This window comes from Streptomyces sp. NPDC006739 (genome assembly GCF_042869815.1).
In the GTDB taxonomy this organism is placed as follows: Bacteria; Actinomycetota; Actinomycetes; order Streptomycetales; family Streptomycetaceae; genus Streptomyces.
In genome coordinates, this window is the sequence record NZ_JBIAGM010000010.1 from 286,771 (window position 1) to 313,640 (window position 26,870).

Annotated in this window: 23 protein-coding genes and 2 pseudogenes; 17 read left to right on the forward strand and 8 right to left on the reverse strand. The window is 72.9% G+C overall.

Features of this window, described 5'->3' with window-relative positions:
* Positions 1–86 precede the first annotated feature (86 nt).
* From ACFYMM_RS21815 to ACFYMM_RS21840, 6 genes are all read left to right on the forward strand, one after another.
* On the forward strand, positions 87–290 hold the full coding sequence (locus ACFYMM_RS21815; protein ID WP_388388982.1) for an MbtH family protein: 204 nt from the start codon (positions 87–89) through the stop codon (positions 288–290).
* 177 nt (positions 291–467) lie between these two features.
* Positions 468–980, forward strand: a complete 513-nt coding sequence (locus ACFYMM_RS21820) for a GNAT family N-acetyltransferase (protein WP_388388984.1) — start codon at positions 468–470, stop codon at positions 978–980.
* Positions 977–2,260, forward strand: coding sequence for an MFS transporter (locus ACFYMM_RS21825; RefSeq protein WP_388388986.1), 1,284 nt, complete (start codon positions 977–979; stop codon positions 2,258–2,260). Before ACFYMM_RS21820 ends, ACFYMM_RS21825 begins: the two co-directional genes overlap by 4 nt.
* 107 nt (positions 2,261–2,367) lie before the next feature.
* A complete protein-coding gene (locus tag ACFYMM_RS21830) occupies positions 2,368–4,839 on the forward strand; it encodes a SpoIIE family protein phosphatase (RefSeq protein ID WP_388388988.1) in 2,472 nt (823 codons plus the stop codon).
* A gap of 106 nt (positions 4,840–4,945) precedes the next feature.
* Positions 4,946–5,221: a hypothetical protein gene (locus ACFYMM_RS21835; RefSeq protein ID WP_388388990.1), complete on the forward strand. Its 276-nt coding sequence runs from the start codon at positions 4,946–4,948 to the stop codon at positions 5,219–5,221.
* Positions 5,218–6,666, forward strand: a complete 1,449-nt coding sequence (locus tag ACFYMM_RS21840) for a cytochrome bc complex cytochrome b subunit (RefSeq protein ID WP_388388992.1) — start codon at positions 5,218–5,220, stop codon at positions 6,664–6,666. Before ACFYMM_RS21835 ends, ACFYMM_RS21840 begins: the two co-directional genes overlap by 4 nt.
* Positions 6,667–6,723: 57 nt before the next feature.
* On the opposite strand, the gene ACFYMM_RS21845 is transcribed toward ACFYMM_RS21840, so the two are convergent.
* Together ACFYMM_RS21845 and ctaD are read right to left on the reverse strand one after the other, a co-directional pair.
* A complete protein-coding gene (locus ACFYMM_RS21845; protein WP_388388994.1) occupies positions 6,724–7,107 on the reverse strand; it encodes a cytochrome c oxidase subunit 4 in 384 nt (127 codons plus the stop codon).
* Complete coding sequence (gene ctaD, locus ACFYMM_RS21850) at positions 7,104–8,783, reverse strand: cytochrome c oxidase subunit I (protein ID WP_388388996.1); 1,680 nt, start codon at positions 8,781–8,783, stop codon at positions 7,104–7,106. The genes ACFYMM_RS21845 and ctaD overlap by 4 nt, the downstream gene beginning before the upstream one ends.
* 115 nt (positions 8,784–8,898) lie before the next feature.
* Between ctaD and ACFYMM_RS21855 the strand changes: the two genes are divergently transcribed.
* Both ACFYMM_RS21855 and ACFYMM_RS21860 read left to right on the forward strand, forming a co-directional pair.
* Entirely contained in the window at positions 8,899–9,267 is a 369-nt protein-coding gene (locus ACFYMM_RS21855; RefSeq protein WP_388388998.1) for a DUF6479 family protein, read from the forward strand.
* 67 nt (positions 9,268–9,334) lie between these two features.
* Positions 9,335–9,511, forward strand: coding sequence for a hypothetical protein (locus ACFYMM_RS21860; protein WP_388389000.1), 177 nt, complete (start codon positions 9,335–9,337; stop codon positions 9,509–9,511).
* A 677-nt stretch (positions 9,512–10,188) separates the two neighbouring features.
* Here the strand turns inward: ACFYMM_RS21860 and ACFYMM_RS21865 are convergent.
* From ACFYMM_RS21865 to ACFYMM_RS21875, 3 genes and pseudogenes are all read right to left on the reverse strand, one after another.
* Positions 10,189–10,341, reverse strand: a pseudogene (locus ACFYMM_RS21865) (glycosyltransferase); the annotation flags it as partial.
* An 80-nt stretch (positions 10,342–10,421) separates the two neighbouring features.
* Positions 10,422–11,006, reverse strand: coding sequence for a hydrolase (locus tag ACFYMM_RS21870; protein WP_388389002.1), 585 nt, complete (start codon positions 11,004–11,006; stop codon positions 10,422–10,424).
* A gap of 191 nt (positions 11,007–11,197) precedes the next feature.
* Positions 11,198–11,650 carry a MarR family winged helix-turn-helix transcriptional regulator gene (locus ACFYMM_RS21875; RefSeq protein WP_388389004.1) on the reverse strand — a complete coding sequence of 151 codons (453 nt, stop codon included), beginning with the start codon at positions 11,648–11,650 and terminating at the stop codon, positions 11,198–11,200.
* A gap of 182 nt (positions 11,651–11,832) precedes the next feature.
* On the opposite strand from ACFYMM_RS21875, the gene ACFYMM_RS21880 reads away from it, so the two are divergent.
* The 6 genes from ACFYMM_RS21880 (at position 11,833) to ACFYMM_RS21905 (ending at position 21,621) form a co-directional block, all read left to right on the forward strand.
* On the forward strand, positions 11,833–14,883 hold the full coding sequence (locus ACFYMM_RS21880) for an FAD-binding and (Fe-S)-binding domain-containing protein (RefSeq protein ID WP_388389006.1): 3,051 nt from the start codon (positions 11,833–11,835) through the stop codon (positions 14,881–14,883).
* 67 nt (positions 14,884–14,950) lie between these two features.
* Positions 14,951–15,961, forward strand: coding sequence for an SDR family oxidoreductase (locus tag ACFYMM_RS21885; RefSeq protein ID WP_388389008.1), 1,011 nt, complete (start codon positions 14,951–14,953; stop codon positions 15,959–15,961).
* Positions 15,962–15,992: 31 nt separating this feature from the next.
* Positions 15,993–16,493, forward strand: coding sequence for a metallophosphoesterase family protein (locus ACFYMM_RS21890; protein ID WP_388389010.1), 501 nt, complete (start codon positions 15,993–15,995; stop codon positions 16,491–16,493).
* Between the two features lie 75 nt (positions 16,494–16,568).
* Positions 16,569–17,492: an aminoglycoside phosphotransferase family protein gene (locus ACFYMM_RS21895; protein ID WP_388389012.1), complete on the forward strand. Its 924-nt coding sequence runs from the start codon at positions 16,569–16,571 to the stop codon at positions 17,490–17,492.
* 168 nt (positions 17,493–17,660) lie between these two features.
* The gene (locus ACFYMM_RS21900; RefSeq protein ID WP_388389014.1) at positions 17,661–19,673 is read left to right on the forward strand and encodes a GTP-binding protein; all 2,013 of its coding nucleotides are present in this window, start codon (positions 17,661–17,663) and stop codon (positions 19,671–19,673) included.
* Between the two features lie 82 nt (positions 19,674–19,755).
* Positions 19,756–21,621, forward strand: coding sequence for a cellulase family glycosylhydrolase (locus ACFYMM_RS21905; RefSeq protein WP_388389017.1), 1,866 nt, complete (start codon positions 19,756–19,758; stop codon positions 21,619–21,621).
* Positions 21,622–21,668: 47 nt separating this feature from the next.
* On the opposite strand, the gene ACFYMM_RS21910 is transcribed toward ACFYMM_RS21905, so the two are convergent.
* Positions 21,669–22,922 carry a YncE family protein gene (locus ACFYMM_RS21910; protein WP_388389019.1) on the reverse strand — a complete coding sequence of 418 codons (1,254 nt, stop codon included), beginning with the start codon at positions 22,920–22,922 and terminating at the stop codon, positions 21,669–21,671.
* Between the two features lie 180 nt (positions 22,923–23,102).
* Here ACFYMM_RS21910 and ACFYMM_RS21915 point away from each other — a divergent pair, with 180 nt between their 5' ends.
* Positions 23,103–23,762, forward strand: a complete 660-nt coding sequence (locus ACFYMM_RS21915) for a TetR/AcrR family transcriptional regulator (RefSeq protein ID WP_388389021.1) — start codon at positions 23,103–23,105, stop codon at positions 23,760–23,762.
* A gap of 34 nt (positions 23,763–23,796) precedes the next feature.
* On the opposite strand, the pseudogene ACFYMM_RS21920 reads toward ACFYMM_RS21915, so the two are convergent.
* Positions 23,797–24,409, reverse strand: a pseudogene (locus tag ACFYMM_RS21920) (glycosyltransferase); the annotation flags it as partial.
* Between the two features lie 141 nt (positions 24,410–24,550).
* Positions 24,551–24,913 carry a nuclear transport factor 2 family protein gene (locus ACFYMM_RS21925; RefSeq protein WP_388389023.1) on the reverse strand — a complete coding sequence of 121 codons (363 nt, stop codon included), beginning with the start codon at positions 24,911–24,913 and terminating at the stop codon, positions 24,551–24,553.
* Positions 24,914–25,127: 214 nt separating this feature from the next.
* On the opposite strand from ACFYMM_RS21925, the gene ACFYMM_RS21930 reads away from it, so the two are divergent.
* Positions 25,128–26,213, forward strand: a complete 1,086-nt coding sequence (locus ACFYMM_RS21930; RefSeq protein WP_388389025.1) for an S-(hydroxymethyl)mycothiol dehydrogenase — start codon at positions 25,128–25,130, stop codon at positions 26,211–26,213.
* Complete coding sequence (locus ACFYMM_RS21935) at positions 26,213–26,842, forward strand: MBL fold metallo-hydrolase (RefSeq protein ID WP_388389027.1); 630 nt, start codon at positions 26,213–26,215, stop codon at positions 26,840–26,842. Before ACFYMM_RS21930 ends, ACFYMM_RS21935 begins: the two co-directional genes overlap by 1 nt.
* Positions 26,843–26,870 lie beyond the last annotated feature (28 nt).

The following is a 26,870-nucleotide window of genomic DNA, read 5'->3' on the forward strand; positions in this document are numbered from 1 at the left end:
CCACGCGCCCCGAGCGGCTCACCGTTTCCCCCGCGCCGTTTCCGCCGCACCGCTTCCCATCCGACCCTGACGACAAGGAACCTGACATGGACGAGAACACCCGCTACCAGGTGCTGCGCAACGACGAGGAGCAGTACTCGCTGTGGCCGGTCGACATCGAGGTGCCCGCGGGCTGGCAGTCCGTCGGCAAGGAGGGCACCGAGGCCGAGTGCTCCGCCTACGTCGACGAGGTGTGGACCGACATGCGGCCGCGCAGCCTGCGCGAGCGCATGGAGAACACCGGAGCCTGACCGGCCCCCGTGTGCCGGGGGCGCCGGCCGCACACCACACCGGCCGGTGCCCCCGCCCCTCCCCCCACCCGTCGCACCACGTTCCGCGGTCTCGTCGCAGAGATCCGCCGCCCCGGCGCCCCACCGCCCTCGGCCCCACCACCGACCTGCCCCCGCGTCACCTCCGAGGAGCCCGCCATGAGCCCTGTCCTGCACACCGACCACCTGGAGTTCGCGCCCTACCGAGCCGAGGACGAGGACGCCTTCGTCACCCTGCTGCGCGACGCGGAGGTGTGCCGCTGGATGGGCCAGGACCTCGTGCCCGAGCCGGAGCTGCGCGAACTGTTCCGCTCGATCCTGACCGACGTCTACCCGGCACGCCGGTTCGACGTGTGGGGCCTGTGGCTGGACGGGACGTACGTGGGCCACGCGGAGGTGAAGAGGACCGGGAACGTCGACGGCCACGAACTGGTCACCGCGCTCGCCCCGGAGTACTGGGGCAGAGGACTGGGCACCGAGGTGGTCCGCGGTCTCCTGCGTCACGCGGCCGACAACCTGGGACTCGAGGAGGCCTACGGAATGGTGGGCGCGGACAACACAGCCAGCCTGACGATGTGCCGGCGCCTCGGCTTCCGCCATGTGCGCGACGTCGTCTCCGACGACGGGTCGGTGACGAAGATGCTGGTCGTCTCCACCACGGACGCCACATGACGCGGCCGGCCACCGAGGACACCGCCGGCCGGCCGCGGACCGGGCAGCGGCCGGCCCCGAGCCTGTGGCGCAACCACGCCTTCAATCTCCTGTGGACCGGCCAGTGCCTCTCCGACCTGGGCAGTGCCATGGCGGATCTGGCCCTGCCGCTGCTGGTGCTCCAGCTGACCGGGTCCCCGGCCCAGGCAGGTCTCGTCGGCACGGCCGGCCTCGCCCTGACGATGGCCTGCCGGCTGCCGGCCGGCGCCCTCGTCGACCGCTTCGACCGGCGCCGGCTCATGCTCGTGTGCGACGCCGTCCGGGTCGTCGTATTCGCGGGCCTCGGCTGCGCGGTCATGGCGGGCGCGGCCGGACCGGCGGTCATCCTGGCGGTGGTGCTCTGCGGTGCCGCCGCCACGGCCGTCTTCAGCACCGCCGAACACGCCGCCGTCCGCAACCTGGTGCGCGCCGACCAGATCACCACCGCCGTCGCCCGCAACGAAGCGCGGGCGTACGGCACTTCACTGGCCGGTCCGCCCCTGGGCGGCCTGCTGTTCGGGCTCGGCCGGGCGCTGCCGTTCGCCGGCAACGCCCTGAGCTTCCTGCTCTCGCTGGTCGCGGTGCTGTGCATCCGCCGGCCCCTGCAGGAGCCACGCGAGGCAGCGGTCCGGTCCGAGGGCGACGGCCACGGCGAGGGAGGGGGAGGGGGCGGGCTCCAGGGACTGAGGTTCGTGCTGCGCGAACCGTTCCTCAGGGCCCTGCTCGTCATCGCCGCACCGCTCAACATGGCGTTCACCGGCATGATCTTCGCGATGACCCTCTCCCTACGGCGCTCCGGGGTCCCCCCGTACCTGATCGGACTGGCCGGCACGATCTTCGGCCTGGGCGGCTTCCTCGGCGCCCTGGCCGCCCCGGCCCTGCAGCGGTGGCTGCGACTGCCGACGCTGATCGTGCTGATCTGCTGGACCGCCGCCGCCCTGATGGCCGTCAGCACCGCCTTCTCCGGCAGCATCGTCTCCGCGGTTCCGCTGGCCGCCGCGGTCTTCCTCGGCCCCACCGCCAACGCCTCCCTCTTCGGCTACCAGGCGGCCGTCACCCCCGACCGTCTGCAGGGCCGGGTGGTCAGCGTGCTCCTGCTGGCCGCCACGTCGGCGGCCGCCCTGGCACCCGCGCTCGCGGGGTTCCTGCTGGCCCGCTTCGGCGGCGGCACGGGGATGCTGGTCTTCCCGCTGCTGGTGACCGCCGCGGCGGTCGCGGCCACGTGCAGCCGCGGCATCAGGTCCATGGCCGACCGGCCCTGAGACACCGGGCACGCGCACCGCACGGCGGCACGGGCGCCGCACCGCACGCCCCCCTCAAGGGGCCGGAACTGTCACAGGGGCTGCGCGGTTGCCCCATAAGCGCTGTAATGGCCAACGTGGTCGGTGAGGGCGCTGCGGTGCGCAGAACGAGAACGGAGCGTGCCGAAGACGCCCTCGCGGCGCTCACCGCCGAGCCCGGCGCCCCCGACCTCCCCCGCCGCGTCCTCGAACTCGCGCTGGTCTTCGCCGGTGCGGCCTTCGCCGGCGTGTACACCCCCGGCGACGACCCCACCCAGCTGTGTCTGGCCGAGTCGGCGGGTGTGTCCCGCACCCAGTACGGTCTGCGGGACAGCTACCCGACGGCCGGCGGCTCCCCGCCCGCGCGGGCCCACCACACCGGACGGCCGGTCTGGCTCGGCCCCGACGACCTGGCCGACTGCCCGGAGTCCCGGCGCACGCCCTGGCCCGACTTCTCCGTCGCGGCCCTGCCCCTCGGCACGGACGGCGGCGGCTGCCTGCTCGCCGTCACCGAACACCCCGGCGGCTTCGACGGCGACGACCGCGCCTGCCTGGAACTGGTCGCCCGGGCCGTCGCCGTACCCGCCCGGCCGGCGGACGCGGCCGACAGCGGCGAACTGCCCCCTGACGCCTTCACCCTGGCCATGGACAGCGGGCGCCTCGAGGTCGGCGAGCACATCCTGGAACTGTTCGACATGGACCGGGGGGAGTTCGACGGGCGTGTGGAGACACTGCTCGGCCGCACCGTCCCCGAGGACCTGCCCGCGCTGATGTCCGTCGTCGAGGCCGACCACATGTCCATCGGCGACCGCGAACTCGAATTCCGCGTCCTGCGGCCCTCCGGCCCGCCCACCTGGCTCCGGCTGCGCGGCCGGCTGCTGCCCGGCGGCGAGGGCCGGCCGGCCCGGCTCGCGGGCACCGTCGCCGACGCCTCCGCCCTGCGCTCCGGCGTCACCGACGTGGCCCGTGTCCAGCGCCTGGCCGCCGCGCTCGCCACCGCGGGCACCGTCAGGGACGTCGGCCAGGCCGTCGTCGCCGCCCTCCGGGTGCCGCTGAGGGCCGACCGGCTCGCCCTCGCGGAACTGGAGAACGACCGGCTCGTGGTCACTGTCCTCGACCCGCCGCGGCCCGAGGCCTGGCCCGAGCTGTGGCGTGCCGAGTGGCGCACCGAATGGCCCGACGCGCCGGTGCGCGCGATGCCCACCCTGGCGGCCGTGCTGCGCGAGGGCCGCGCCCGGATCTGGCCCGCCGGCGCCGACCTGGAACCCGCCCTCGCCGAGGTCGGCCCCGGCGGCCTGGCCGTACTGCCGCTGCCCGCCGGGGGCCGGATGGCCGGCGCCTGCCTGATCGGCTGGGACAGCCCGCACCACTTCGCCCCCGACGAACGCGCCCTGCTCACCGCCTCCGCCGGCCTGGCCGGGCAGGCCCTGATGCGTGCCCACGCCTTCGACGCCGAACACGAACTCGTCGGCATGCTCCAGCGCACCCTGCTGCCCCGCCGGCTGCCCCGGCTGCCCGGAGCGGTCGCCGTCGCCCGCTACCTGCCGACCACCGCGGGCCTGGAGGTCGGCGGCGACTGGTACGACGTGATCCCGCTGGCCGACAACCACGTGGCCCTGGTCATCGGCGACGTCCAGGGGCACAACGCGGGTGCCGCCACCCTGATGGGCCAGATGCGCACCGCCGTGCGCGCCTACGCGGCCGAGGGCCACCCGCCGGACGTGGTCGTCGCGCACGCCAACCGGCTGCTCGGGGAGATGGAGACCGACCTCTTCGCCACCTGCTGCTACGTCGACGTCGACATGGAGGAGGGCACCGCCTGGTGCGTGCGCGCGGGACACCCGCCGCCGGTGCTGCGGCACCCGGACGGCTCCACCGAGATCGTGACGGCGGAGGGCGGCCCGCCGCTCGGCGTGGTCGGCCAGGCCGACTTCCCCATGACACCCCTCCGTCTTCGGCCCGGCACCGTGATCGCGCTCACCACCGACGGCCTGGTGGAGTCCGCGGAGATCGACCTCGACGCGGGGCTGGACCGGCTCGCCCGCGCGCTGTCCGCCGCCGACCCCGGCCACCTCGGCCTGGTCGCCGACGCCCTGCTCGGCGGCGCCCTGCTCGACGGCGCCCACCGCGGCGACGACGTCGCCCTGCTGCTGATGCGCTACGACGGCATGGCCGTACGACCCCGGCGCGAGAGCTGGACGGTGTGGCGGGTCCCGGAGGCCGCCCGGCACGCCCGCCGGTTCAGCCGCCGCACCCTGCGCGGCTGGCACGTGCCCGCCGACGCCCTGGACACGGCCCTGCTGGTCGTCTCCGAGCTGGTCACCAACGCCCTGGTGCACACCGGCGGCCCGGTCCGGCTCGACCTCACCCTCCTCGACCACCGGCTGCGCGTCGCCGTCGCCGACGCCTCGCCGCGCACCCCGGTCCAGCCCCCCGACATCGGCTGGGAGGCCACCGGGGGCCGCGGGATCCTCCTCGTGGAGGCGGTGTCGGCGGCCTGGGGGACGGTGCCGGCCGGCGGCGGCAAGCAGGTGTGGGCCGACATCGTGCTGGGAGACTGACGGCCCCGACGACCCGCACGGCACCGACCCGCCACTCGGGTACGGGTCGCGGTCCGCCCCGGCAGGTCGGCCGGGCCGTGCCGCCGGGCGTGCCTAGGGTCTTGCCGTGTCACACACCTTCGAAGAACTGGTGGCGAAGCAACGCGCGGCCGACGCGGCGCACGCGCAGGCCGAGGAACTGCGGGACGCGTACGGCCCCCCGGCCGAGCAGCGGTGGACCGGCCGGCAGTCCGGGACCTACGAGACGGCCCTGCGCGCCTGGCGCGACCTGGACCGGGACGCGCGGACCGCGATGAGCGAGTACGCCCGGGACACCGGCCGGCCCCGGGCGGACGTGGAGGCCGAGGTGGCGCGGGCGGTCGCGGCACCGGAGGACACATGAGCCGGACCGGCCGCCGCGCCGAGCGCCTCGCCGACGCGGCGGACGCCCGGCTGCCGGTCGTCGAGGGCGGGGCGCTGCTGCGCAAGGCCTTCCCCGACCACTGGTCGTTCCTGCTGGGCGAGATCGCGCTCTACAGCCTCCTGGTGCTGGTGGCCACCGGGGTGTGGCTGACACTGTTCTTCCAGCCGGAAATGCGCGAGGTCGTCTACCACGGCGGCTACCCGCCGCTGCGCGGGGTGCTCATGTCGGCGGCGTTCGACTCCACCCTGCACATCAGCTTCGACGTGCGCGGCGGGCTGCTGATGCGGCAGGCCCACCACTGGGCCGCGCTGGTCTTCGTCGGCGCGATCGGTGTGCACATGCTGCGGATCTTCTTCACCGGCGCCTTCCGCCGGCCCCGCGAGCTGAACTGGGCCGTCGGCCTCACCCTGTTCGTCCTCGCGCTCGCCGAGGGCTTCGCCGGCTACTCCCTGCCCGACGACCTGCTCTCCGGCACCGGGCTGCGCATCGCGCAGGGCATCATGACCTCGCTGCCGGTGGTGGGGACGTACGTCGCCTTCTTCGTCTTCGGCGGCCAGTACCCCGGCCACGACATCGTCACCCGGCTCTACCCGGCGCACATCCTGCTGCTGCCCGGCGCGCTCCTCGCCCTGGTCGGCGTGCACCTGGTGCTGGTCTTCCATCTCAAGCACACCCAGTGGCGAGGCCCGGGGCGCACCCCGTCGAACGCCGTCGGCAAGCCGCTGTACCCGCAGTTCACCGCGTCCTCCATGGGTCTGTCCCTGGCCGTCGCCGGGGTGCTCGTCGTGCTGGCCGGCCTGGTCCAGGTCAACCCGGTCTGGAAGTACGGCCCCTACCGCCCGGACCAGGCCTCGACCGGCTCCCAGCCCGACTGGTACGTCGGCTTCCTGGAGGGCGCGCTGCGACTGGTGCCGCCGTGGGAGACGACCCTGGCCGGCCACACGCTGATGTGGAACGTCCTGCTCCCCGCGGTCGTCCTGCCCGGCCTGCTGTTCACGGTGCTGTACGCCTACCCCTTCGTGGAGCAGCGCCTGACGGAGGAGTGGCACCGCGAGCACCACCTGTGCGACCGTCCGCGCGAGCGCCCCGTCCGCACCGGTCTGGGCGTCGCCGGGACCGTGTTCTACGGGGTCCTGCTGCTGGCGGGCGGCAACGACGTCGCCGCCCAGACCTTCCGGATCTCCGTCAACGCCCTCACCTGGGTGCTGCGCGTCGCCCTCGTGGTGGCCCCGGTCCTCGCCTTCCTCGTCACCCGCTGGCTGTGCCTGGCCCTGACCGCCGCCGAACGCGAACGCCTCGACGAGGGCGTCCCGACCGGCGAGATCCGCCAGAGCCTGACCGGCGGCTACGACAGCCCCCACGAGCCCCCCGACGACTTCCGCCCCGGCGCCCCCCGCAGACCGATCCCCCCGGCAACCCGATGAGGGCCGCGTACCGGGACGTCCGGCCGGCCGGACGCCACCGCGCAGCCCCGGGACGGTTCAGCGGAGCGCGTACTGGAACGCCATGCCGAAGACTCCGCGGGCCAGTACACCGAGCCCGATGAGGAACAGCCACAGGCCGTACACCACGCCGGTCGCCGTCACCGCGAAGCCGAGGGCCGTGACGATCGGATGCAGGCTCTCGTCCGGGAAGAACGCCACCGGGCCGGCCCCGTCCGCCACCTCCGCGTCGGTGCGGTCCTGCGGGCGCGCTCCCCGGCGCCGGTACTGCACCAGGCAGTAGAACGCGACCAGGGCCGCCATCCCGCACGCGATGACCAGCGCCGCCGTGCCCGCGGGCTCCCGTGACCACGCGCCGTACAGCGCGGCCGATCCGCCGAAGAACAGCGCCACCCCGCCGAACATGAATGCCTCCGCCTTCACCGCAGCCCCTCCCGCTCCGACTGCCGCACGACGTCCGGGTGGTGCAGGTCGAAGGCGGGCGACTCCGACCTGATGCGGGGCAGTGCCACGAAGTTGTGCCGGGGCGGCGGGCACGAGGTCGCCCATTCCAGGCCCCGCCCGTAGCCCCACGGGTCGTCCTCGGTGACCCGCTCGCCCCTGACGGCCGTACGCCACACGTTGTAGAGGAACGGCAGGGTCGACGCGCCCAGCAGGAACGCGCCCGCCGAGGACAGGGTGTTGAGGAGGGTGAAGCCGTCGGCCGGCAGATAGTCCGCGTACCGGCGCGGCATCCCCGCCTCGCCGAGCCAGTGCTGCACCAGGAACGTCAGCTGGAAGCCCGGGAACAGCAGCCAGAAGTGCACCTTGCCCAGCCGCTCGTCCAGCATCTTCCCGGTGAACTTCGGCCACCAGAAGTAGAATCCGGCGAACATCGCGAACACCACCGTCCCGAACAGCACGTAGTGCAGGTGCGCCACGATGAAGTAGGTGTCGGTGAGGTGGAAGTCCAGCGGCGGCGAGGCGATCAGCACCCCGCTCAGCCCGCCCAGCAGGAACGACAGCAGGAACCCCAGCGACCACAGCATCGGTGTCTCGAAGGACACCGAGCCGTGCGTCATCGTCCCGATCCAGGCGAAGAACTTGATGCCGGTGGGCACCGCGATCAGGAACGACATCACCGAGAAGAAGGGCAGCAGCACCGCCCCCGTCGCGAACATGTGGTGCGCCCACACCACAGCCGACAGCATCGTGATGGAGGTCGTCGCCCCGATCATCGGCAGGTAGCCGAAGAGCGGTTTGCGGGAGAACACCGGCACGATCTCGGAGATGATCCCGAAGAACGGCAGGGCGACGATGTAGACCTCCGGATGCCCGAAGAACCAGAACAGGTGCTGCCAGAGCAGCGCGCCCCCGTTCGCCGCGTCGAACACGTGCGCCCCGAACTTCCGGTCCGCCTCCAGCGCCAGCAGCGTCGCCGTGAGCACCGGGAACGCCGGCAGGATCAGGATCGAGGTGAACAGCACGTTCCAGGTGAACATCGGCATCCGGAACATCGTCATGCCCGGTGCGCGCAGGGACGTGATGGTGGCGATGAAGTTCACCGCGGTCAGCGTCGTCGACACACCCGACACCACCAGCCCCATGGCCCACAGGTCACCGCCGGCCCCGGGCGAGAAGTAGGCGCTGTTCAGCGGCGCGTACGCGAACCAGCCGAACGCCGCCGCCCCGCCGGGCACCAGGAAGCCCGACACCACGATCAGGCCGCCGAACAGGTACATCCAGTAGGACAGCGCGTTCAGGCGCGGCAGGGCCAGGTCCGGAGCGCCGATCTGCAGCGGCATGACGGCGTTCGCGAACCCGGCGAACATCGGTGTCGCGAACAGCAGCATCATGATCGTGCCGTGGATGGTGAACAGCTGGTCGTAGCCGTGCCTGTTCACGAACTGCAGCCCCGGACGGGCGAGTTCGGCGCGCATCCCGAGCGCCAGCAGCCCGGCGAGCAGGAAGAAGCAGAACGCCGTCACCATGTACAGCCGGCCGATCACCTTGTGGTCGGTGGTGGAGACCCAGCGCAGCAGGGTCCGCCCCGGCCGGGGCGCGGGCGCCGTGTACCGCTGGAGGACGGCACTGTCGTCCCTCTCGACCGAGTCCGGCATTTCCGATAGTTCCGTCATCGTGGGGCGACGCTACGCCCGGCATCCGGTGCCCGGCCCGCGCCACGCCTGTGCGCCAGGTGTCGTATCCCCCGCGCGGATGGGTACCCGGCGCCCCATGAACACTGCCACGTACGTCGCCGCCGGAGCCGCAACCGCCCTCGGATACGTCGCCGTGCTCGTCGCGGGCCTCGCCATCACCGCCGGCCTGGTGTGGGCCGTCCGGTTCGGCATGCGGGTACGCCCGACCGAGCACGCCCACGCCGGACCGGGCGAGCATCCCACGCTCCCGCCGGACGGCCCGGTCCGCGAGACCAGCGAGATGCGGGAACCCGACGAGATTCCCGTGGCGGCCGACGAGAGCGAACGGCTCACCCCGCACCAGCTCAACCCCGTCGGCACCCGGCGCGCCCGTGACCAGCGGCGCCCGCGCTGGTCGCCGGGTTCGAGCGGGTCGTTCGGCGGGGGCGGCGGTGGCCGCACCTGAGACACCGGCCGTACGTGAGGCATCGGGCCGCACATGAGGCACCGAAGAGGACGAGAGGCTGAGAGCCGTGACCGCGCACACCAGTGACAAACCCGTCGCCCCGCGCCCCGAAACGGGCTGGTCGAAGGCCCAGCGGCGGCGCGGCAGGGGTGTACGGACCTGCCTGCCCGCCATCGTGGAGCGTGGCGGCCGGCCGGAGGCACTGCCCGGCCCGGACGGCAACATCGTCCGCGGCGAGGACTGAGCGACCCCGGCCGTACGCTCGCCGTACACACGGACCTCGCCCACCAGCCGCTGAGCGCCCGGCCCGCACGCAGCCGCTGGTGGAGGAGGCCGCGGGCGACGGGATCGACGGCGGCGCACGGGCGTCCTCGGCCGGCGCCGCCGTCACGCCTTCCGTGGCGTGTTCCGTCGCGTCGTCCTCCCCAGGGCCAGGGCCTGGGCCGCCGCCCGCCGTGCCGTGCGCACCAGCCGGTCCAGGAGTCCGGGCGGCGCCGACCGGGTCACCTGGACGGCACCGCCCGGCCGGGGCACGCGCAGGAACAGCGGCAGCCTCGGGAAGCGGGGGCGTGCCGGCCCCGGGGACCAGGCACACCTCGCTCCGCCGGACCGCACCCCTCATGTCGCTCAGCGGCACCTCGGCCTCCAGCAGCGAGCGGGTGCCCTCGGCCGGGGGCAGCGTGGAGGCCAGCCGCAGCGGGCGGCCCGAGGCGGTGTCGGTCAGCCGCACCAGGACGTCGGTGCGGTCGGCGACGTACAGGGGCAGGGCGAGGCTCAGCCGGTGGGCGTCGGAGACCGCGGTGTCCTCCGGGGCGAGGGCGCCCGGACCCAGGGACCTGCTCGCCCGGTCGGCATCCAGGGAGAAGTCGTCGTGCTGCTTCGTCCGGTACGGCAGCACCACGCGCCCGGCGAGGACCCCGGCCGGGCCGGGTCGGCGTCGGTGGAGCCGTCGTCGACGAAGACCACCTCGAACTCGTCCGGGGGCAGCGACTGTCGCAGCAGCGAGGCGACCAGGTCCTCGATGTACGGTCCGGGGTCGTACACGGGGACGACGACGCTGACCTCGACCGGCATCCGGTGATGCCGACCCCGCCCCTGGCGGGGGTGAACGGCGGGTGGCCGCCCGCCCCGCACCGGGGCCGGACCCGGGTGGGTCAGGCGTGGGTCTTGGCCAGCAGGTCGAGGATCTCCTCGGTGGTGCCGCTCTCGCCGAGCCGCGGGAAGATCCGCTCGACGCTGCCGCGGTGCGCCTCGGCGTCGCTGTCGGACATCGCGTCGGTGGCGAGGGTGACGTGGTAGCCGTGGGCGTAGGCGTCACGCGCGGTCGACTCGACGCCGATGCTGGTGGCCACGCCGGTCAGCACGATCTGGGTGATGCCGCGCCGGCGCAGCTGGACGTCGAGGTCGGTGCCGTGGAAGGCGCTCCAGTTGTGCTTGGTGACGCGGATGTCGCCGGGGTGGCCGGAGAGTTCGTCGACGGTGACGTCCCAGCCCTCGGGGAAGGCGAGACCGCGGGCCCGGCGCTCGGTGCGGCCGGGGACGGCGTCCGCCCAGTCGGCGGCGAACGAGACCCGGACCAGGACGACGGGCAGGTCGCGGGCCCGGAAGGCGTCGGCCAGCCCGGCGGTGCGGGCCACCACGTCCGGGGCGGCGTGCGGCGTCAGGGGCATGCTCACGATGCCGTTCTGGAGGTCGACGGCGACGAGCGCGGTGCGCGGGTCGAGGGTGCTGACGGTCATGTGTGGATCAGGCCTTTCGGGTGTGTTCCGGGGAGTGCCGGGCGACGGTCGGAGCCGGGTGAACGGCTGTGGAGGACGGTCGCCGGCAGCAGGGCGTGACCGGCGAGCGTGAACAGCGCCGGCAGGTGAAGGTGGGTGGCGGCCCGGCCGCCGGTCCGGTCCGTCCGGCGCGGGCCGGGGCCGCCTCGGTGTCAGGGCCGCGACAGCCGTTCCATCAGCCCCAGGGCGCTGAGGACCGTCTGCCGCTCCTCCTCGGTGAAGCGGTCCTCGAAGGCGCGGGCCAGCCACTCCTCGCGGGCCTGCCGGTTGCCCTCGACCCGGGCCCGGCCGGAGTCGGTGAGGGTGACCAGCTGGCGGCGGCCGTCGTCGGGGTCCGGGGCGCGGCGGATCAGGCCGTGCTGGTCGAGCGCGGCCAGGGTGGTGGCCATCGACTGCGGCCTGACCCCCTCGGCGGCGGCCAGGGCGCTGGCGGTGGCGGCGCCGTGCTTGCCGACCAGGGTGAGCGCGGACTCCTGCGAGGGGGTGAGGACACCCTCGGCTCCCTCGTCGTCCCGCGCGACCTCGCGGATACGGCGCCGCAGCCGGCTGAACACCACGCGCAGGTCGCGCGCGGCGCGGGCGGCGGAGTCGGAGATGTGATCCATGGCCTCAGACTAGGACTGTCAGGTGAGGCTGTCCAGTTTCAGCTGTTCAGTTTGCCTGTTGATTTTATCGGCAGATCATTTCTGCTCTCGACTCGTCCGGGGTGACGTTGCGCCGGCCGATCCCGGGGTACTCGCCCGTCCTGGCCCAGTCAACGCCTCGGTGACCTCGAAGGACGCGAAAGATGACCGATTTGGACGTGACCGGTCTTCAGGCAGCCCTGCGCGAGGAAGTGGACGGCGAAGTCCGCTTCGACGCGGGCAGCCGCGGCGCCTACGTCACGGACGGCTCCAACTACCGCCAGGTGCCCCTCGGCGTCGTCGTGCCCCGCACGGTCGAGGCGGGCGCCCGGGCGGTCGCCGTCTGCTCACGTCTGCGCGCACCCGTGCTGTCCCGGGGCGGCGGCACGAGCCTGGCCGGACAGACGACCAACACGGCCGTGGTGATCGACTGGACCAAGTACTGCGACGCGCTGCTCTCCGTCGACCCCGACGACCGCACCTGTGTGGTGGAGCCCGGAATCGTCCTCGACGAACTCAACCGCGAACTCGCCGGTCACCACCTGCAGTTCGGGCCCAAGCCGTCCACGCACAGCCACTGCGCCCTCGGCGGCATGATCGGCAACAACTCCTGCGGCGCCTCCGCCCAGGCCTACGGCAAGACCGTCGACAACGTGCGCCGCCTGGAGATCCTCACCTACGACGGCGTCCGCGCCTGGGTCGGCCCGACCCCGCCCGAGGAACGCGCCAGGATCGCCGCCGGCGGCGGACGGCTCGCCGACCTGTACGCCGGTATGGACCGCATCGCGAGCGAGTACCTGGCCGACATCCGCCGCGGCTTCCCGAAGATCCCGCGCCGCGTCTCCGGCTACAACCTCGACTCCCTGCTGCCCGAGAACGGCTTCGACGTGGCCCGCGCGCTGGTCGGCAGCGAGGGCACCCTGGTGACCGTCCTGCGCGCCGAACTCGACCTGGTACCGGTGCCCTCGCACGAGGCACTGCTGGTCCTCGGCTACGACGACATCTGCCACGCCGCCGACGAGGTGCCGGAGCTGCTGCGGCACTGCTCGCCCACCCAACTGGAGGCGCTCGACGGCCGGATGGCCCAGCTGATGCGCGAGGAACACGCCTATCTCGACTCGCTGCACGCCCTGCCCGAGGGCGACAGCTGGCTGCTCGTGCAGTTCGCCGGGCACAGCCAGGAGGAGGTCGACGAACAGGCCCACGCCCTGCTGCGCTCGCTCGGCCGGGACGAGAAGGACCCCCGGGTCGCCTTCTCCGACGACCCCCAGCGCGAACAGCGCATGCTCAGGGCCCGCGAGGCCGGGCTCGGGGTCACCGCCCGGCCACCGGACGACCGGGAGACCTGGGAGGGCTGGGAGGACTCCGCCGTACCGCCCGAGCGGCTCGGTGACTACCTGCGCGACCTCAAGCGGCTGTTCGACGAGTTCGACTACGACCACCCGTCCGTGTACGGCCACTTCGGCCAGGGCTGTGTGCACACCCGCATCCCCTTCGGGCTGCGCACCGCCGAGGGCGTCGCCACCTTCCGCAGCTTCCTGGAACGCGCCGCCGACCTGGTGGCCTCCTACGGCGGCTCGCTCTCCGGTGAGCACGGCGACGGACAGTCCCGCGGCGAACTGCTCACCCGCATGTTCGGCGAACGGCTGGTGCACGCCTTCGGCGAGCTGAAGACGCTGTTCGACCCGGGCAACCGGATGAACCCGGGCAAGGTCGTCGACCCCAACCCGGTCGACGGACAGCTGCGGCTCGGCTCGACCTGGCGCCCCAGGTCGGGCGGCACCTACTTCGGTTACCCCGAGGACGACCACTCCTTCACCCGGGCGGTGCTGCGCTGCGTCGGCATCGGCAACTGCCGTGGCCACCAGGGTGACGTGATGTGTCCCTCGTACCGGGCCACCAGGGAGGAGGAGCACTCCACGCGCGGCCGGGCCCGACTGCTGTTCGAGATGCTCGACGGGCACCCCGACTCCACGGTCACCGACGGCTGGCGCTCCACCGAGGTCCGTGACGCCCTCGACCTGTGCCTGGCCTGCAAGGGCTGCAAGTCCGACTGTCCGACCGGCGTGGACATGGCCACGTACAAGGCGGAGTTCCTCGCCCACCACTACGAGGGCCGTCCCCGCCCCGCCGCCCACTACTCGATGGGCTGGCTCCCCGTGTGGGCCCGGCTGGCGCAGGCCGCCCCGGGCCTGGCCAACACCGCGCTGCGGGCGCCCGGGCTGTCCGGCGTGGGCAAGCGGCTGGCCGGCGTCGACGGGGCCCGCCAGGCACCGCTGTTCGCGCCCCAGTCCTTCCTCGGCTGGTGGCGGGAGCACGGCGGCGACGCCCCCGACCCCGCCGACGCGCGCACCGTCCTGCTGTGGCCCGACACCTTCAGCACCTACTTCCACCCGTCGGTGGCCATCTCCGCCGTCCGCCTCCTCCAGGACGCCGGCTTCCGGGTCGCCGTACCCGACGCCCCCGTGTGCTGCGGCCTGACCTGGATCTCCACCGGCCAGCTCGCCATCGCCAAACGGGTGCTGAGCCGTACCCTGCGCACCCTGCGGCCCTACCTGGAGGCGGGCACCCCCGTCATCGGCCTCGAACCCTCCTGCACCGCCGTCTTCCGCTCCGACGCGCCCGAGCTGATGCCCGACGACCAGGACGTGCGACGGATGGCGGGACAGGTCCGCACCTTCGCCGAACACCTCGTCCACCACGCCCCCGACGGCTGGCGGCCACCCGCCCCGGCCCGGCGGGCGGTCGTCCAGACCCACTGTCACCAGCACGCAGTCCTCGGCTTCGACGCCGACCGCGAACTCATGCGCCGCGCCCACCTGGACGCCGACGTCCTCGACGAGGGCTGCTGCGGACTGGCCGGCAACTTCGGCTTCGAACGCGGTCACCACGAGGTGTCCATGGCGGTGGGCGAGCTGGGCGTCCTGCCCTCCGTACGGGCCGCCGCCCCCGGCAGCCTGGTCCTCGCCGACGGCTTCAGCTGCCGCACCCAGATCGAACAGGGCGACACCGGCCGCCGCGCCCTGCACCTGGCCGAGGCCCTGGCCCTCGCGCTCGACGGGAACCTGCCCAGCGACTTCCCCGAACGCCTGGCCACCCGCCCGCCCGAGCCGTCCCGCACCGCCCGCTGGACCGCCACCGCCGCCGCCTCGGCCGCCGCCCTCACCGCGGCGGCCGGCGCGGGCGCCGCCCTGCGGCCCGGGCGGCGCGCCTGACGCCCCTCGCAGCTCCACACCCCCCGTACAACAGCTCTCGTACCGTCGCGCCGAAGGGAAACCGACCATGGCCCCCACTGTCGTCATCACCGGAGCCAGCGCCGGAATCGGCCGTGCCACCGCCCGCCTCTACGCCCGGCGCGGCGCCGACGTGGTGCTGGTGGCGCGCGGCCGGGGCGGCCTGGAGGCGGCGGCCGACGAGGTCGCGGCCCTCGGCGGACGCCCGCTGGTCCAGGTCGCCGACACCTCCGACCCGGACCAGGTGGAGGCCGCCGCGGACGCCGCCGAGAAGGCCTTCGGGCCGATCGACGTATGGATCAACTGCGCCTTCGCCACCGTCTTCGCGCCGTTCGACGAGATCACCCCCGAGGAGTTCCGCAGGGTGACCGAGGTGTCGTACCTCGGCTTCGTCAACGGCACCCGCACCGCCCTCAGGCGCATGCTGCCGCGCGACGCGGGCACCATCGTGCAGGTCGGCTCCGCGCTGGGGGAGCGGTCCATCCCCCTGCAGTCGGGGTACTGCGGGGCCAAGCACGCCGTGAACGGCTTCACCTCCTCCCTGCGCGTCGAACTGCTGCACAGGGGCAGCAACGTGCACGTCACCGTCGCCCAGATGCCCGCGGTCAACACGCCCCAGTTCGACTGGGTGCTCTCCCGGCTGTCCAAGCACCCCATGCCCGTACCGCCGATCTACCAGCCGGAAGTCGCCGCGCGGGGCGTGCTGTACGCCGCCGACCACCCGCGCCGCAAGCAGTTCTACGTCGGCGCCACCACCGTGGCCACCATCTGGGCCAACCGTCTCGCACCGGGCCTGCTCGACCGCTATCTGGCGCGCACCGGCTTCGACTCCCAGCAGACCGACCAGCAGCCCCCGACCGGCGACAACAACCTCTTCGAGCCGGTCGACCGGTACCGCGCCGACGACCACGGCGCGCACGGTGCCTTCGACGACACCGCCCACTCCCGTTCCTGGCAGGAGAGCCTGGCCCGGCACCCCGCCGCCGGCGCCGCGACCGCCGTCGGCGCGGGGCTCGCGGCCGTCGGCGCGCTGCGCGCGGTCCGCCGCATGGCGGCGTGAACCGGCCCGCCCGGTGTCCTACGCTATCCGGGTGCGTCTGCTGCTGATGTCCGACACCCACGTGCCCCTGCGGGCCAAGAGGCTGCCGGACCAGCTGCTCGCCGAACTCCCGCACGCGGACGTGGTGATCCACGCCGGCGACTGGGTGGACACCGCCACCCTCGACCTGCTGGAGAGCCGCAGCCGCCGTCTGATCGGCGTGTACGGCAACAACGACGGTCCCGCGCTGCGCGCCAGGCTCCCCGAGGTGGCCCACGCCGACCTCGGCGGCCTGCGCTTCGCAGTCGTGCACGAGACCGGCCCCGCCACCGGCCGCGAGCGGCGCTGCGCCGCCCGCTTCCCGGACCTCGACGTCCTGGTCTTCGGCCACAGCCACATCCCGTGGGACACCACCGCGCCCACCGGACTGCGCCTGATCAACCCGGGTTCCCCGACCGACCGCCGTCGCCAGCCCCACTGCACCTATCTGACGGCGACCGTCGCCGACGGCACGCTCACCGACCTGACCCTGCACCGGCTCCCGCCGAGATAGGGCCCCGGAAAGCCGCCGCACCGAGAAGCCGCCGCACCGAAAAGCCTTGGACACCCGTGCGCCCGACCCGGTGTCATGAACGGCGTGCTGATCGACGCCGCTCTCGTACGACGCCTGCTGACCGCCCAGTTCCCGCACTGGGCCGGTCTGCCCCTCGCCCCCGTCCCCCGCTCCGGCATGGACAACGCCACCTTCCGGCTCGGCACCGGCCTCCTGGTCCGGCTGCCCCGCTACGCCTACTGGGCCGGCCAGGTCGAGCGCGAGCAGCGCTGGCTGCCCCTGCTGGCCCCGCACCTGCCGCTGCCCGTCCCCGAGCCGGTGGCGCAGGGCGAGCCCGGTGAGGGCTACCCGTACCCGTGGTCGGTCTACCGCTGGCTGGAGGGCGACACGGCGAGCACCGAGGCCCTCACCGACCCCGCCGGTGCCGCGCTGGACCTGGCGGGCTTCCTCACCGCGCTCCGGTCCGTCGACGCCACCGGCGGTCCCGGCCCCCGGCAGAGCAACGCCTTCCGGGGCGTTCCGCTCGGCGACGCGAGCGACTCCATCGCCTCGGAGGCACGCGTCCGGCCCAAGATCGAAGCCCTGAAGAAGGCGGCCCTCGTCGACGCCGGCCTGCTCACGGAGGTCTGGGAGGCGGCCCTGGCGGCACCGCCCTGGCACCGGGACCCGGTGTGGATCCACGGCGACCTCGCGGCGGCCAACCTCCTGATGAGGAACGGCCGCATCGGCGCCGTCATCGACTTCGGCACGCTGGCGGTGGCCGACCCCGCCGTGGACCTCTTCCCCGCCTGGACGTTCCTGCCCGCCGAGGCCCGGGAGGTGTTCCGGGAGGCGGTGGAGATGGACGAGGCGACCTGGGCGCGCGGGCGTGGCTGGGCCCTGGCGGGATCGCTTCCGGTGCCGGACGACCCGTACTTCCGGGACCATCCGGCGAGGACGACGGCGGCACTGGGCCATCTCGAACAGATCCTCGCCGACCACCGGCGCGCGACGGGCTGAGCGGGCGGCCCCCTCGCCGGCCGTTAATCCGTTGGTACGGCGGCGCCGTTTCTGCTGCACTGAACCGTCGGTTCCCCCGGAAGTCCACAGTCCAAGGAGTGATGATGCGCGCACCGTTCATGTCCCCCCAGGAAGGAACGCCCCCTCTCATCAAGGACATGACGCTTCGTGCACCTGCTCAACCTGGGAATCCTCGCGCACGTCGACGCGGGTAAGACAAGCCTGACCGAACGGCTGCTGCACACGGCCGGGGTGACCGACGAGATCGGCAGCGTCGACGCGGGCAGCACCCGCACCGACACCCTCGCCCTGGAGCGGCAGCGCGGCATCACCATCAAGTCCGCCGTCGTCTCGTTCCCGCTCGACGGCGTGACCGTCAACCTCATCGACACGCCCGGCCACCCGGACTTCATCGCCGAGGTGGAACGCGTGCTCGGCGTGCTGGACGGCGCCGTCCTGGTCGTATCGGCCGTGGAAGGCGTCCAGGCGCAGACCCGGGTGCTGATGCGGACGCTGCGGCGGCTGCGCATCCCGACCCTGGTCTTCGTCAACAAGATCGACCGGCGCGGCGCCCGTGACCAGGACGTCCTGCGGTCGATGGCCCGGCGGCTCACCGCGGCGCTCGTCCCGATGGGCGCGCCGGCCGGACTCGGCACCCGCGCGGCCCGCTTCGTCCCCGGCCTGGGCCCGAGCGCGCTCGACCCGCTCACCGCGAACGACGACGACCTGCTGTCCGCGTACGTCGAGGACACCGTCCGCGACGACCGCCTGCACACGGCCCTCGCGGACCAGACCCGCCGCGCCCTGGTCCACCCGGTCTACTTCGGCTCCGCCATCACCGGCGCCGGAGTGCCCGAACTGATCACCGGCATCGAACGGTTGCTGCCCACCGCCGGCGGCGACCCGCACGGCCCGCTCGCCGGGACCGTGTTCAAGGTCGAACGCGGCCCGGCGGGGGAGAAGGTCGCCTACGCCCGCGTCTTCTCCGGCACCCTGCGCACCCGGGACCGCGTCCGGTTCGGCGACAGGGGCCAGGAGGGCAAGGTCACCGCCCTGAGCGTCTTCGACCACGGCACCGACGTCCGTGAGGACAGCACCGGCGCGGGCCGGATCGCCCGGGTGTGGGGACTGGGCGGCATCCGGATCGGCGACGCGCTCGGGGCGCCCCGCTCCGACGGCGCGGCAGAGCCGCCGCGGGGGAGAGTCCCGCGGACGTCGTACCAGCACCACTTCGCCCCGCCCACCCTGGAGACCGTCGTCGTCCCCGGTCCCGGCACGGACCGGCGGTCCCTGCACCTCGCGCTCACCCAGCTGGCCGAGCAGGACCCGCTCATCGGCGTCCGGCACGACGAGCGGCGCCGGGAGACCTCGGTCTCCCTCTACGGCGAGGTGCAGAAGGAGGTCGTCCAGGCCACCCTCGCCGACGAGTACGGCCTCGACGTCACCTTCCGCGAGACGACGACCCTGTGCGTCGAACGGCCCGAAGGCAGCGGCGCGGCCGTGGAGTTCAACAAGAAGGACGCCAATCCCTTCCTCGCCACCGTCGGTCTGCGCGTCGACCCCGCCCCGGTCGGCTCGGGCGTGGACTTCCACCTGGAGGTGGAGCTGGGATCGATGCCGTACGCCTTCTTCAAGGCCGTGGAGGACACCGTGCGCGAGACCCTCGGCCAGGGGCTGCACGGCTGGCAGGTCGTGGACTGCGCGGTCACCATGACCCACTCCGGGTACTCACCCCGGCAGAGCCATGCCCACCAGGGCTTCGACAAGAGCATGTCCAGCACCGGCGCCGACTTCCGGGGCCTGACCCCGCTGGTCCTGATCGAGGCGCTGCGCCGGGCGCGCACCCGGGTGTACGAGCCCATGCACCACTTCCGTGTCGAGGCCCCGGCCGACGCCCTGGGCGCGCTGCTGCCGGTGCTCGCCCGGCTGGAGGCGGTGCCGCGGACCACCACCGCGCAGGGCCCGCTCTGCGTCCTGGAGGGTGCCGTGCCCGCCGCCCGGGTGCACGAACTGGAGCAGCGGCTGCCGGGGCTGACCCGGGGGGAGGGCGAGCTGGAGACCGCCTTCGACCACTACGCGCCGGTCGTCCGCGCCACGGTCCCCGATCGGCCGCGCACCGACCACAACCCGCTCGACCGCAAGGAGTACCTGCTGAAGGTGACGCGTAGGACGGGCGGTTGAGGGCATCGGGTCGACCGAGAAAGAACTTACTCCTGAGTCAGGAGTGTTGACTGTGTCCAGAAATCACCGGACTGTAGTGAACATGCCGAATATCCGGGCTCGTGTGATCGACTGCCTCGTTGTTCTGGTTGTCCTCTGCGGATTCCTGACGGTGGCGGGCGCCCCGGCCGCCACCGCCGCCACCCCTTCCGACTCCCTCTGGTTCGACGGCACCCCCCTCACCGTGCAGAACGGCCGCTTCACCGACGGCCAGGGACGTGAGGTCGTCCTGCGCGGCTACAACGTCTCCGGCGAGACCAAGCTGGAGGAGAACGGCGGCCTGCCGTTCGCCTCGGTGGCCGACGCGCAGAAGTCCGCCACGGCGGTGCGCGCGCTCGGCGGCGGCAACGCCGTCCGCTTCCTGCTCTCCTGGGCGCACGCCGAACCCGTGCGCGGCCAGGTCGACACGGCCTACCTGGCCGCCGTCACCGACCAGATGCGCGCCTTCCTCGACGCCGGCATCCGGGTCTACCCCGACTTCCACCAGGACCTCTACTCCCGCTACCTGTTCAATTCGGGCAGCTGGTACACCGGCGACGGCGCTCCCAAGTGGGCGGTCGACGCCGGGGGCTACCCCAAGGAGTCGTGCGGGATCTGCCTCCTGTGGGGACAGAACATCACCCAGAACGCGGCCGTGACCAAGGCGGACTCCGACTTCTGGCACAACGCCTACGGCCTCCAGGACGCCTTCCTCGCCACGGCCCAGTCGACCATGTCCTACCTCGTCCAGCACCTGAGCGGCACGGAGTTCGCGGGCGTGGCCGGCTTCGACCCGTACAACGAGCCGTACGCGGGCAGCTACGACTCCGGGCAGACCAGCCGCACCTGGGAGCGCGATCTGCTGTGGCCCTTCTACCAGAGGTTCCGCGCCCGGATGGACGCGGCCGGCTGGCAGGGCAAGCCCGCCCTCGTGGAGCCGAACCTGTTCTGGAACGCCAACATCGACTCCCAGAAGCAGGAGGGCGGCCTGCTGGACGCGGGCACGCTGGGCTCGCGCTACGTCTTCAACACGCACTTCTACGACCAGAAGGCCATCTCCGGCATCCTGATGTGGGGCAAGGCGGCCGACGGCCAGTACGCGAGCGACTTCGGCACGGTCCGTGACCGCGCCTCGGCGGCCGGAACCACGGCCTTGGTCAGCGAGTTCGGCCACCCCCTGTCGGGCAATGTGTCGGACAAGGCGCCCACCGTCCTCAAGGCGATGTACCAGGCACTCGACTCCCGTGTCCCCGGGGCGAGTTGGTGGACGAAACCGGCGTCCTCGGGCCCGGTGCTGTCCGGCTCCCAGTGGCAGTGGGACATCTACAACGGCCGCCACCACGAGCTGATGAACGACAACCCCGGCAAGGTCGTCACGGCCGGTGACGGCTGGAACGACGAGGACCTCTCCGCCGTCCGCCTCGACGACTCGGGGACGGTGACACTGCGCCAGGACGCCCGTCTGCTCGACCGGGTCTACCCGAGCGCGACCGCCGGCAGCACCCTCGCCTTCACCTACGAGGACCGCTCCCGGGACGGTTCGACCACCCTGACCTGGAACCCGGTTCCGAGTTCGCTGCCGAACGTGGCGAGGCTGGTCGGCTCCGGCCAGTACGGGGTGCTGGTGTGGCGCTCGGGCGACGGTACGGCGCCGACCGAACTGCACCTGCCGGCGTCCTTCCCCGCCTCCGCCACCACGGTGGTCTCCGACCTGGGGACGGTCACGGCGCCCCCGGCGTACACCGCCTCGACCCCGGTCGGGGTGGCTCCGGAACCGGGCGGCACCGGTAGCCGGCGGCTGCTGCTCACCGACACGGACTCCGGCGTCCTGCACTACGCGCTGGTGACCAACGGGGCGAGCGCGCCCTCGGCGGACCTGCTGGGCGCGGCGAAGGCCGAACTGGCCGCGTGGGCGGCCGCGCGGTTCTGAACCGCGGACGGCCTCCGGGGCGCCACGCGCCCCGGAGGCCACGGCCGTCAGCTTCCGCTGGGGCCGGTCCAGTCGGCCTGCACATGACCGAGCCGGACCCGCTGCGGGTGCTTTCCGACCGGCACGGACGTCACCTTCTGGCCGGTGCCGAAGTCGATGGCGGTGATCTGGTCGGCACCGCTCTCGGAGATGACGCAGTCCTTTCCGTCACCGCTCACGGTGGCCCAGTACGGCGTCGACGCCGCGACCAGGGGACCCTCCTGGAGGGTGGCCCGGTCCACGACGGTGGCGTAGTTGTCCATGGTCCCGGCGACGCACAGCTTGGTGCCGTCGGGGCTCATGGAGATGCCGTGGTGACGCGAGTCCAGCAGCCAGGTGGTGCGGTCCGTGCTGGTCGCCGGGTTCACCGGCAGCGTCTTCACCCGGGTGATCTTGTCGGCGGCGACGTCGTACTCCAGGAAGCCGTTGAAGAACGACACCTGGAAGTACAGCTTGGACCAGTCGGGGGTGAAGGCGGCGGGCCGGACCGCGTCGGAGAAGTTCTTGAGGCCGATCGCGTCCAGCCGGTCGCGCATGTCGATGGTCCTGACCTGCTTGAAGGTGGTCGCGTCGACGACGGTGATGTGCCGGTCGCCCTTGGTCCAGTCCAGGGAGGGATCGTCGAGCGAGGTGGTGACCTCGCCGATCGACATGTTCCAGATGTACTTCCCGCCGTTGGTGAAGAAGTTCTCGTGCGGCTTGTCGCCGGTGCCGAACTCGCCCACCTCCTTACCGGTGTCGATGTCCAGCACCTGCACCTTGTCGGCGGTCGAGGCCGAGACCGCGACCCGGGTGCCGTCCGGGGAGACCGCCATGTGGTCGGCACGGTAACCGGCAACCGGGAAACGCCAGTTGACCTTGTCCGTGGCCAGGTCGATGGAGACGACGTCCGCGAAACTCGGGCGGGAGACCACCACGGACCTGCCGTCCGGTGTGGAGTACATGTCGTCGACGTACTGGTCGTGGCCCTGGCCGACCTCGTTGTTGATGGCCGTGTAGTAGATCCACTTGATCGGGTCGGCCTTGATCTCCGCGATCCGCGCGTCCTTGTCGGGGACGATGTTGATCTGGCCGACCTTGGCGAAGTCGCCGGACGACTTCAGGACGGTGGCGGTGCCGTCCCAGTTGTTGCCGACGAACAGCACCTCGCGCAGACCGGCGGCTCCGGAGCCGGCGGCGGATGCGGCGGTGGCCGGGCCGGCGACGGTCAGGACGAGGGCGGCGGCTACGGAGCAAAGGTGCCTGGTTCTGGAGGCAGGCATGGCTGCTCTCTCCTCTGGATGGGTGGGGGTGCGTGCGGGCGCGCCGGCCATGACGGGCGGGAGAATCTGAACACGGCCGCATTCACAGTGAACTTACTGAAAAGTAAGGAAGGAGAGGGCTTCTCCACAAGATGCGTACACGACAAAATTGGCCATCGGTGGGACGAGGGAGGGGGAACCGTGGCGGGCAGGCTCAAGGCGCCGAAGGGCCGCTACGGCGGGCGGTCGGCCGAGGATCGGCAGGCCGAGCGGCGCCGTCGCTTCCTGGCCGCCGCGCTCCAGCTCTTCGGTGACACCCCCGGCTTCCGGGGCACCACGGTCGCCGCGCTCAGCCAGACCGCGGGCCTGTCGACCCGCCAGTTCTACGAGGAGTTCCGCACCCTGGAGGACGTGCTGACCGCGCTCCACCTGGAGGTCAACGCGTGGGCGGAGCAGGCGGTACGGGAGGCCCTGGCCGGCGCCGGGACACTGCCGCTGGCCGAGCGGGTCACCGTCCTCTTCCGCGCCTACGCCACGAACGTCACCTCCGACCCGCGCCGTATCCGCCTCACCTTCGTCGAGATCATCGGCGTCAGCCCCCGCCTCGAGGAGCAGCGCCTGGCCCGCCGCGCCCGCTGGGTCGACCTCATCTGCACCGAGGCGAACGCCGCCGTGTCCCGGGGCGAGGCGGCACCCCACGACTACCGTCTGGCCGCGACGGCCTTCATCGGCAGCGTCAACGGTCTGCTGCACGACTGGAGCACGGGCTGGGTGGACGCGACGCTGGACGAGGTGGTCGACGAACTGGTGCGGTTGCTGCTGGGGATCCTCCGGCCGCACGGGTGGACGCCGACGGCCTGACACACGGCGGAAGGCCCACGCCGTGCGGCCGGTCCTACCCGCACATCCCGGCCACCGCCGTCAGGACCGGCCGCACGCCGTCCTCCGCCCGGATCCGCTCGCCCAGCGCCCGGGCCCGCTCGCCGTGGGACCGGTCGCCGGTGGCCCGGCCGAGGGCCGCCGACAGCGCACCGGTGGTCAGACCGCGCAGCGGGAGCGCGGCGGGCGCCACCCCGAGGGCGACCAGGCGGGCGGACCAGAAGCCCTCGTCGAACTGGACGGGTACCGGTACGCAGGGCACCCCGGCCCGCAGGGCCGCCGCGGTGGTGCCGGCGCCGGCGTGGTGGACCACGGCGGCCATGTGCGGGGAAGAGGACGGAGTGCGGCACCTCGCCGATGGTCAGCATGTCGTCCCCGTCGGCCGAGAGTCCGGCCCAGCCCCGCTGGATCACCCCGCGCAGCCCGGCCCGGCGCAGGGCCGTCACGATCCGCGCGCTCAGCCGGCCGGCGTCGGGCACGGTGGCACCTCCCGACCCGACGAAGACCGGCGGCGGACCAGCGTCGATGAAGTCCCGCAGCTCGTCCGGGAGTCGGGTGCCGCCGTCGTACGGCCACCAGCAGCCGCACACTCCCAGTTCCGGCCGCCAGTCCCGGGGCGGACCGACGACGAACGCCGCACCCTGGCCGACCTGCTGCGCAAGCTGGTGCTGGCGGCCGAGGACGCGCCGCGGGAGCCCGCCGGGCCCCGGCCCGGACCGGGACGGTCCAGGCCGGCCGGGGGATGACCGGGACCCGGGCGGACTTCGGGCCTACTCGTCCCACGCCTGGATGATCAGCTGCTCGGCGATCTTCCCGTCGCGCAGCGTGATCATCGACTCGGCGAGCACCCGGACGCCGTCCGCGTACTCGCAGGACTCGCTGTAGGCGGCGCGGTCGCCCTGCACCACGCACTGGTCCAGCTTGTGCGTCATGTCGCGGCCGTAGATGTCGTCCAGCATCTGGCTGATCTGGTCCCGCCCGTGCAGCACCTTGGGGTGGCTGGGCTGGGTGTCGCGGTCCACTATGCGGATCTCGGCGTCGTCCGCGTACAGCGACAGCAGGGTGTTCGAATTTCCCTCGATGCCCCGGCGGAGGGTCTCGGTGTCGAAGGCGGAGCCGGTCGCGCTGGCCATGATGACCTCCTTCACGGGCCCGCGCCTGACGGGGAGGGGCCGCGCGGGCCTCTCCTTCGAGACTCCTCCGCCACGGCGGCCCCGGCAAGCGCAGGCGGCCCGCGTCGCCCGACCGCCGCCGGGAAGATCGTCGGCCGTCCCGTCCTCCATGCCGTTACCGATCAGTTGCGCGTAGGGTCGGACGGCAGGCACATCGAAGGAGAGGGGCCAGGCCATGGCGCAGGAAGTACGCGGCGTGATCGCACCGGGCAAGGGCGAGCCCGTGCGGGTGGAGACGATCGTGGTGCCGGATCCCGGGCCGGGCGAAGCCGTCGTACGTGTCCAGGCCTGCGGGGTGTGTCACACCGATCTGCACTACAGGCAGGGCGGTATCAACGACGAGTTCCCCTTCCTGCTCGGGCATGAGGCGGCGGGGGTGGTGGAATCGGTCGGCGAGGGTGTCACCGATGTGGCACCCGGTGACTTCGTTATCCTCAACTGGCGTGCGGTGTGCGGGAGTTGCCGGGCGTGTCTGCGGGGGAGGCCGTGGTACTGCTTCAACACGCACAATGCCCGGCAGAAGATGTCCCTGACCGACGGCACCGAGCTGTCCCCGGCCCTCGGGATCGGCGCGTTCGCGGAGAAGACGCTGGTGGCGGCCGGGCAGTGCACCAAGGTCGACCCGTCGGTGTCACCGGCGGTGGCCGGGTTGCTCGGGTGCGGGGTGATGGCGGGCCTCGGGGCGGCGATCAACACCGGCGGCGTGGGACGCGGTGACACGGTCGCCGTGATCGGCTGCGGCGGCGTCGGTGACGCGGCCGTCGCCGGGTCGAACCTGGCCGGCGCGGCGAAGATCATCGCGGTGGACATCGACGACCGGAAGCTGGAGAAGGCACGCACCCTGGGCGCCACGCACACGGTCAACTCCACGAAGAGCGACCCGGTCGAAGCCATCCGCGAGCTGACCGGCGGGTTCGGCGCGGACGTGGTGATCGAGGCGGTCGGCCGCCCGGAGACGTACCAGCAGGCCTTCTACGCCCGCGACCTGGCCGGCACGGTCGTCCTGGTCGGGGTGCCCACCCCCGAGATGAAGCTGGAACTGCCCCTGCTGGACGTCTTCGGCCGGGGCGGCGCCCTGAAGTCCTCGTGGTACGGCGACTGTCTGCCCTCCCGGGACTTCCCCATGCTGATCGACCTGCATCTGCAGGGCCGGCTGGACCTGGACGCGTTCGTCAGCGAGACCATCCGACTCGACGAGGTGGAGCAGGCGTTCGAGCGTATGCACCACGGCGACGTGCTGCGCTCGGTGGTGGTGCTGTGATGGCCGCGCGCATCGAACGCCTCGTCACCTCCGGGCAGTTCACCCTCGACGGCGGCACCTGGGACGTCGACAACAACGTGTGGATCGTCGGTGACGACCACGAGGCGATCGTCGTCGACGCCGCCCATGACGCCGAGGCGATCGCCCGGGCCGTCGGCGACCGCCGCCTGACCGCGATCGTGTGCACCCACGCCCACAACGACCACATCGACGCCGCCCCCGCGCTCGCCGACCTGACCGGTGCCACCATCTGGCTGCACCCCGACGACCTGCCGCTGTGGAAGCTGACCCACCCGAACCGCGAGCCCGACGCGCACCTCGCCGACGGACAGGTCATCGAGGCGGCCGGCGCCGACCTGACCGTGCTGCACACCCCGGGCCACGCACCCGGCGCCGTGTGCCTGTACGACCCCGGACTCGGGACCGTCTTCACCGGCGACACCCTCTTCCAGGGCGGCCCCGGCGCCACCGGCCGCTCCTACTCCCACTTCCCGACGATCATCGACTCCATCCGCAACCGTCTGCTCACCCTCCCGCCCGGGACGAAGGTCCTCACCGGCCACGGCGACCCGACCACCATCGGCGCCGAGGCGCCCCACCTGGAGGAGTGGATCGCCCGGGGTCACTGAGGTGCCGCAGGCCGGCGGCCGGTCCCCG

Coding starts and splice junctions, on each gene's coding strand:
- ACFYMM_RS21930 (WP_388389025.1), top strand. CDS start 25,128: ATGGCGCAGGAAGTACGCGGCGTGATCGCACCGGGCAAGGGCGAGCCC.
- ACFYMM_RS21855 (WP_388388998.1), top strand. CDS start 8,899: ATGAACACTGCCACGTACGTCGCCGCCGGAGCCGCAACCGCCCTCGGA.
- ACFYMM_RS21875 (WP_388389004.1), bottom strand. CDS start 11,650: ATGGATCACATCTCCGACTCCGCCGCCCGCGCCGCGCGCGACCTGCGC.
- ctaD (WP_388388996.1), bottom strand. CDS start 8,783: ATGCCGGACTCGGTCGAGAGGGACGACAGTGCCGTCCTCCAGCGGTAC.
- ACFYMM_RS21870 (WP_388389002.1), bottom strand. CDS start 11,006: ATGACCGTCAGCACCCTCGACCCGCGCACCGCGCTCGTCGCCGTCGAC.
- ACFYMM_RS21840 (WP_388388992.1), top strand. CDS start 5,218: ATGAGCCGGACCGGCCGCCGCGCCGAGCGCCTCGCCGACGCGGCGGAC.
- ACFYMM_RS21830 (WP_388388988.1), top strand. CDS start 2,368: ATGGCCAACGTGGTCGGTGAGGGCGCTGCGGTGCGCAGAACGAGAACG.
- ACFYMM_RS21935 (WP_388389027.1), top strand. CDS start 26,213: ATGGCCGCGCGCATCGAACGCCTCGTCACCTCCGGGCAGTTCACCCTC.
- ACFYMM_RS21815 (WP_388388982.1), top strand. CDS start 87: ATGGACGAGAACACCCGCTACCAGGTGCTGCGCAACGACGAGGAGCAG.
- ACFYMM_RS21905 (WP_388389017.1), top strand. CDS start 19,756: ATGCCGAATATCCGGGCTCGTGTGATCGACTGCCTCGTTGTTCTGGTT.
- ACFYMM_RS21820 (WP_388388984.1), top strand. CDS start 468: ATGAGCCCTGTCCTGCACACCGACCACCTGGAGTTCGCGCCCTACCGA.
- ACFYMM_RS21885 (WP_388389008.1), top strand. CDS start 14,951: ATGGCCCCCACTGTCGTCATCACCGGAGCCAGCGCCGGAATCGGCCGT.
- ACFYMM_RS21895 (WP_388389012.1), top strand. CDS start 16,569: ATGAACGGCGTGCTGATCGACGCCGCTCTCGTACGACGCCTGCTGACC.
- ACFYMM_RS21910 (WP_388389019.1), bottom strand. CDS start 22,922: ATGCCTGCCTCCAGAACCAGGCACCTTTGCTCCGTAGCCGCCGCCCTC.
- ACFYMM_RS21925 (WP_388389023.1), bottom strand. CDS start 24,913: ATGGCCAGCGCGACCGGCTCCGCCTTCGACACCGAGACCCTCCGCCGG.
- ACFYMM_RS21825 (WP_388388986.1), top strand. CDS start 977: ATGACGCGGCCGGCCACCGAGGACACCGCCGGCCGGCCGCGGACCGGG.
- ACFYMM_RS21880 (WP_388389006.1), top strand. CDS start 11,833: ATGACCGATTTGGACGTGACCGGTCTTCAGGCAGCCCTGCGCGAGGAA.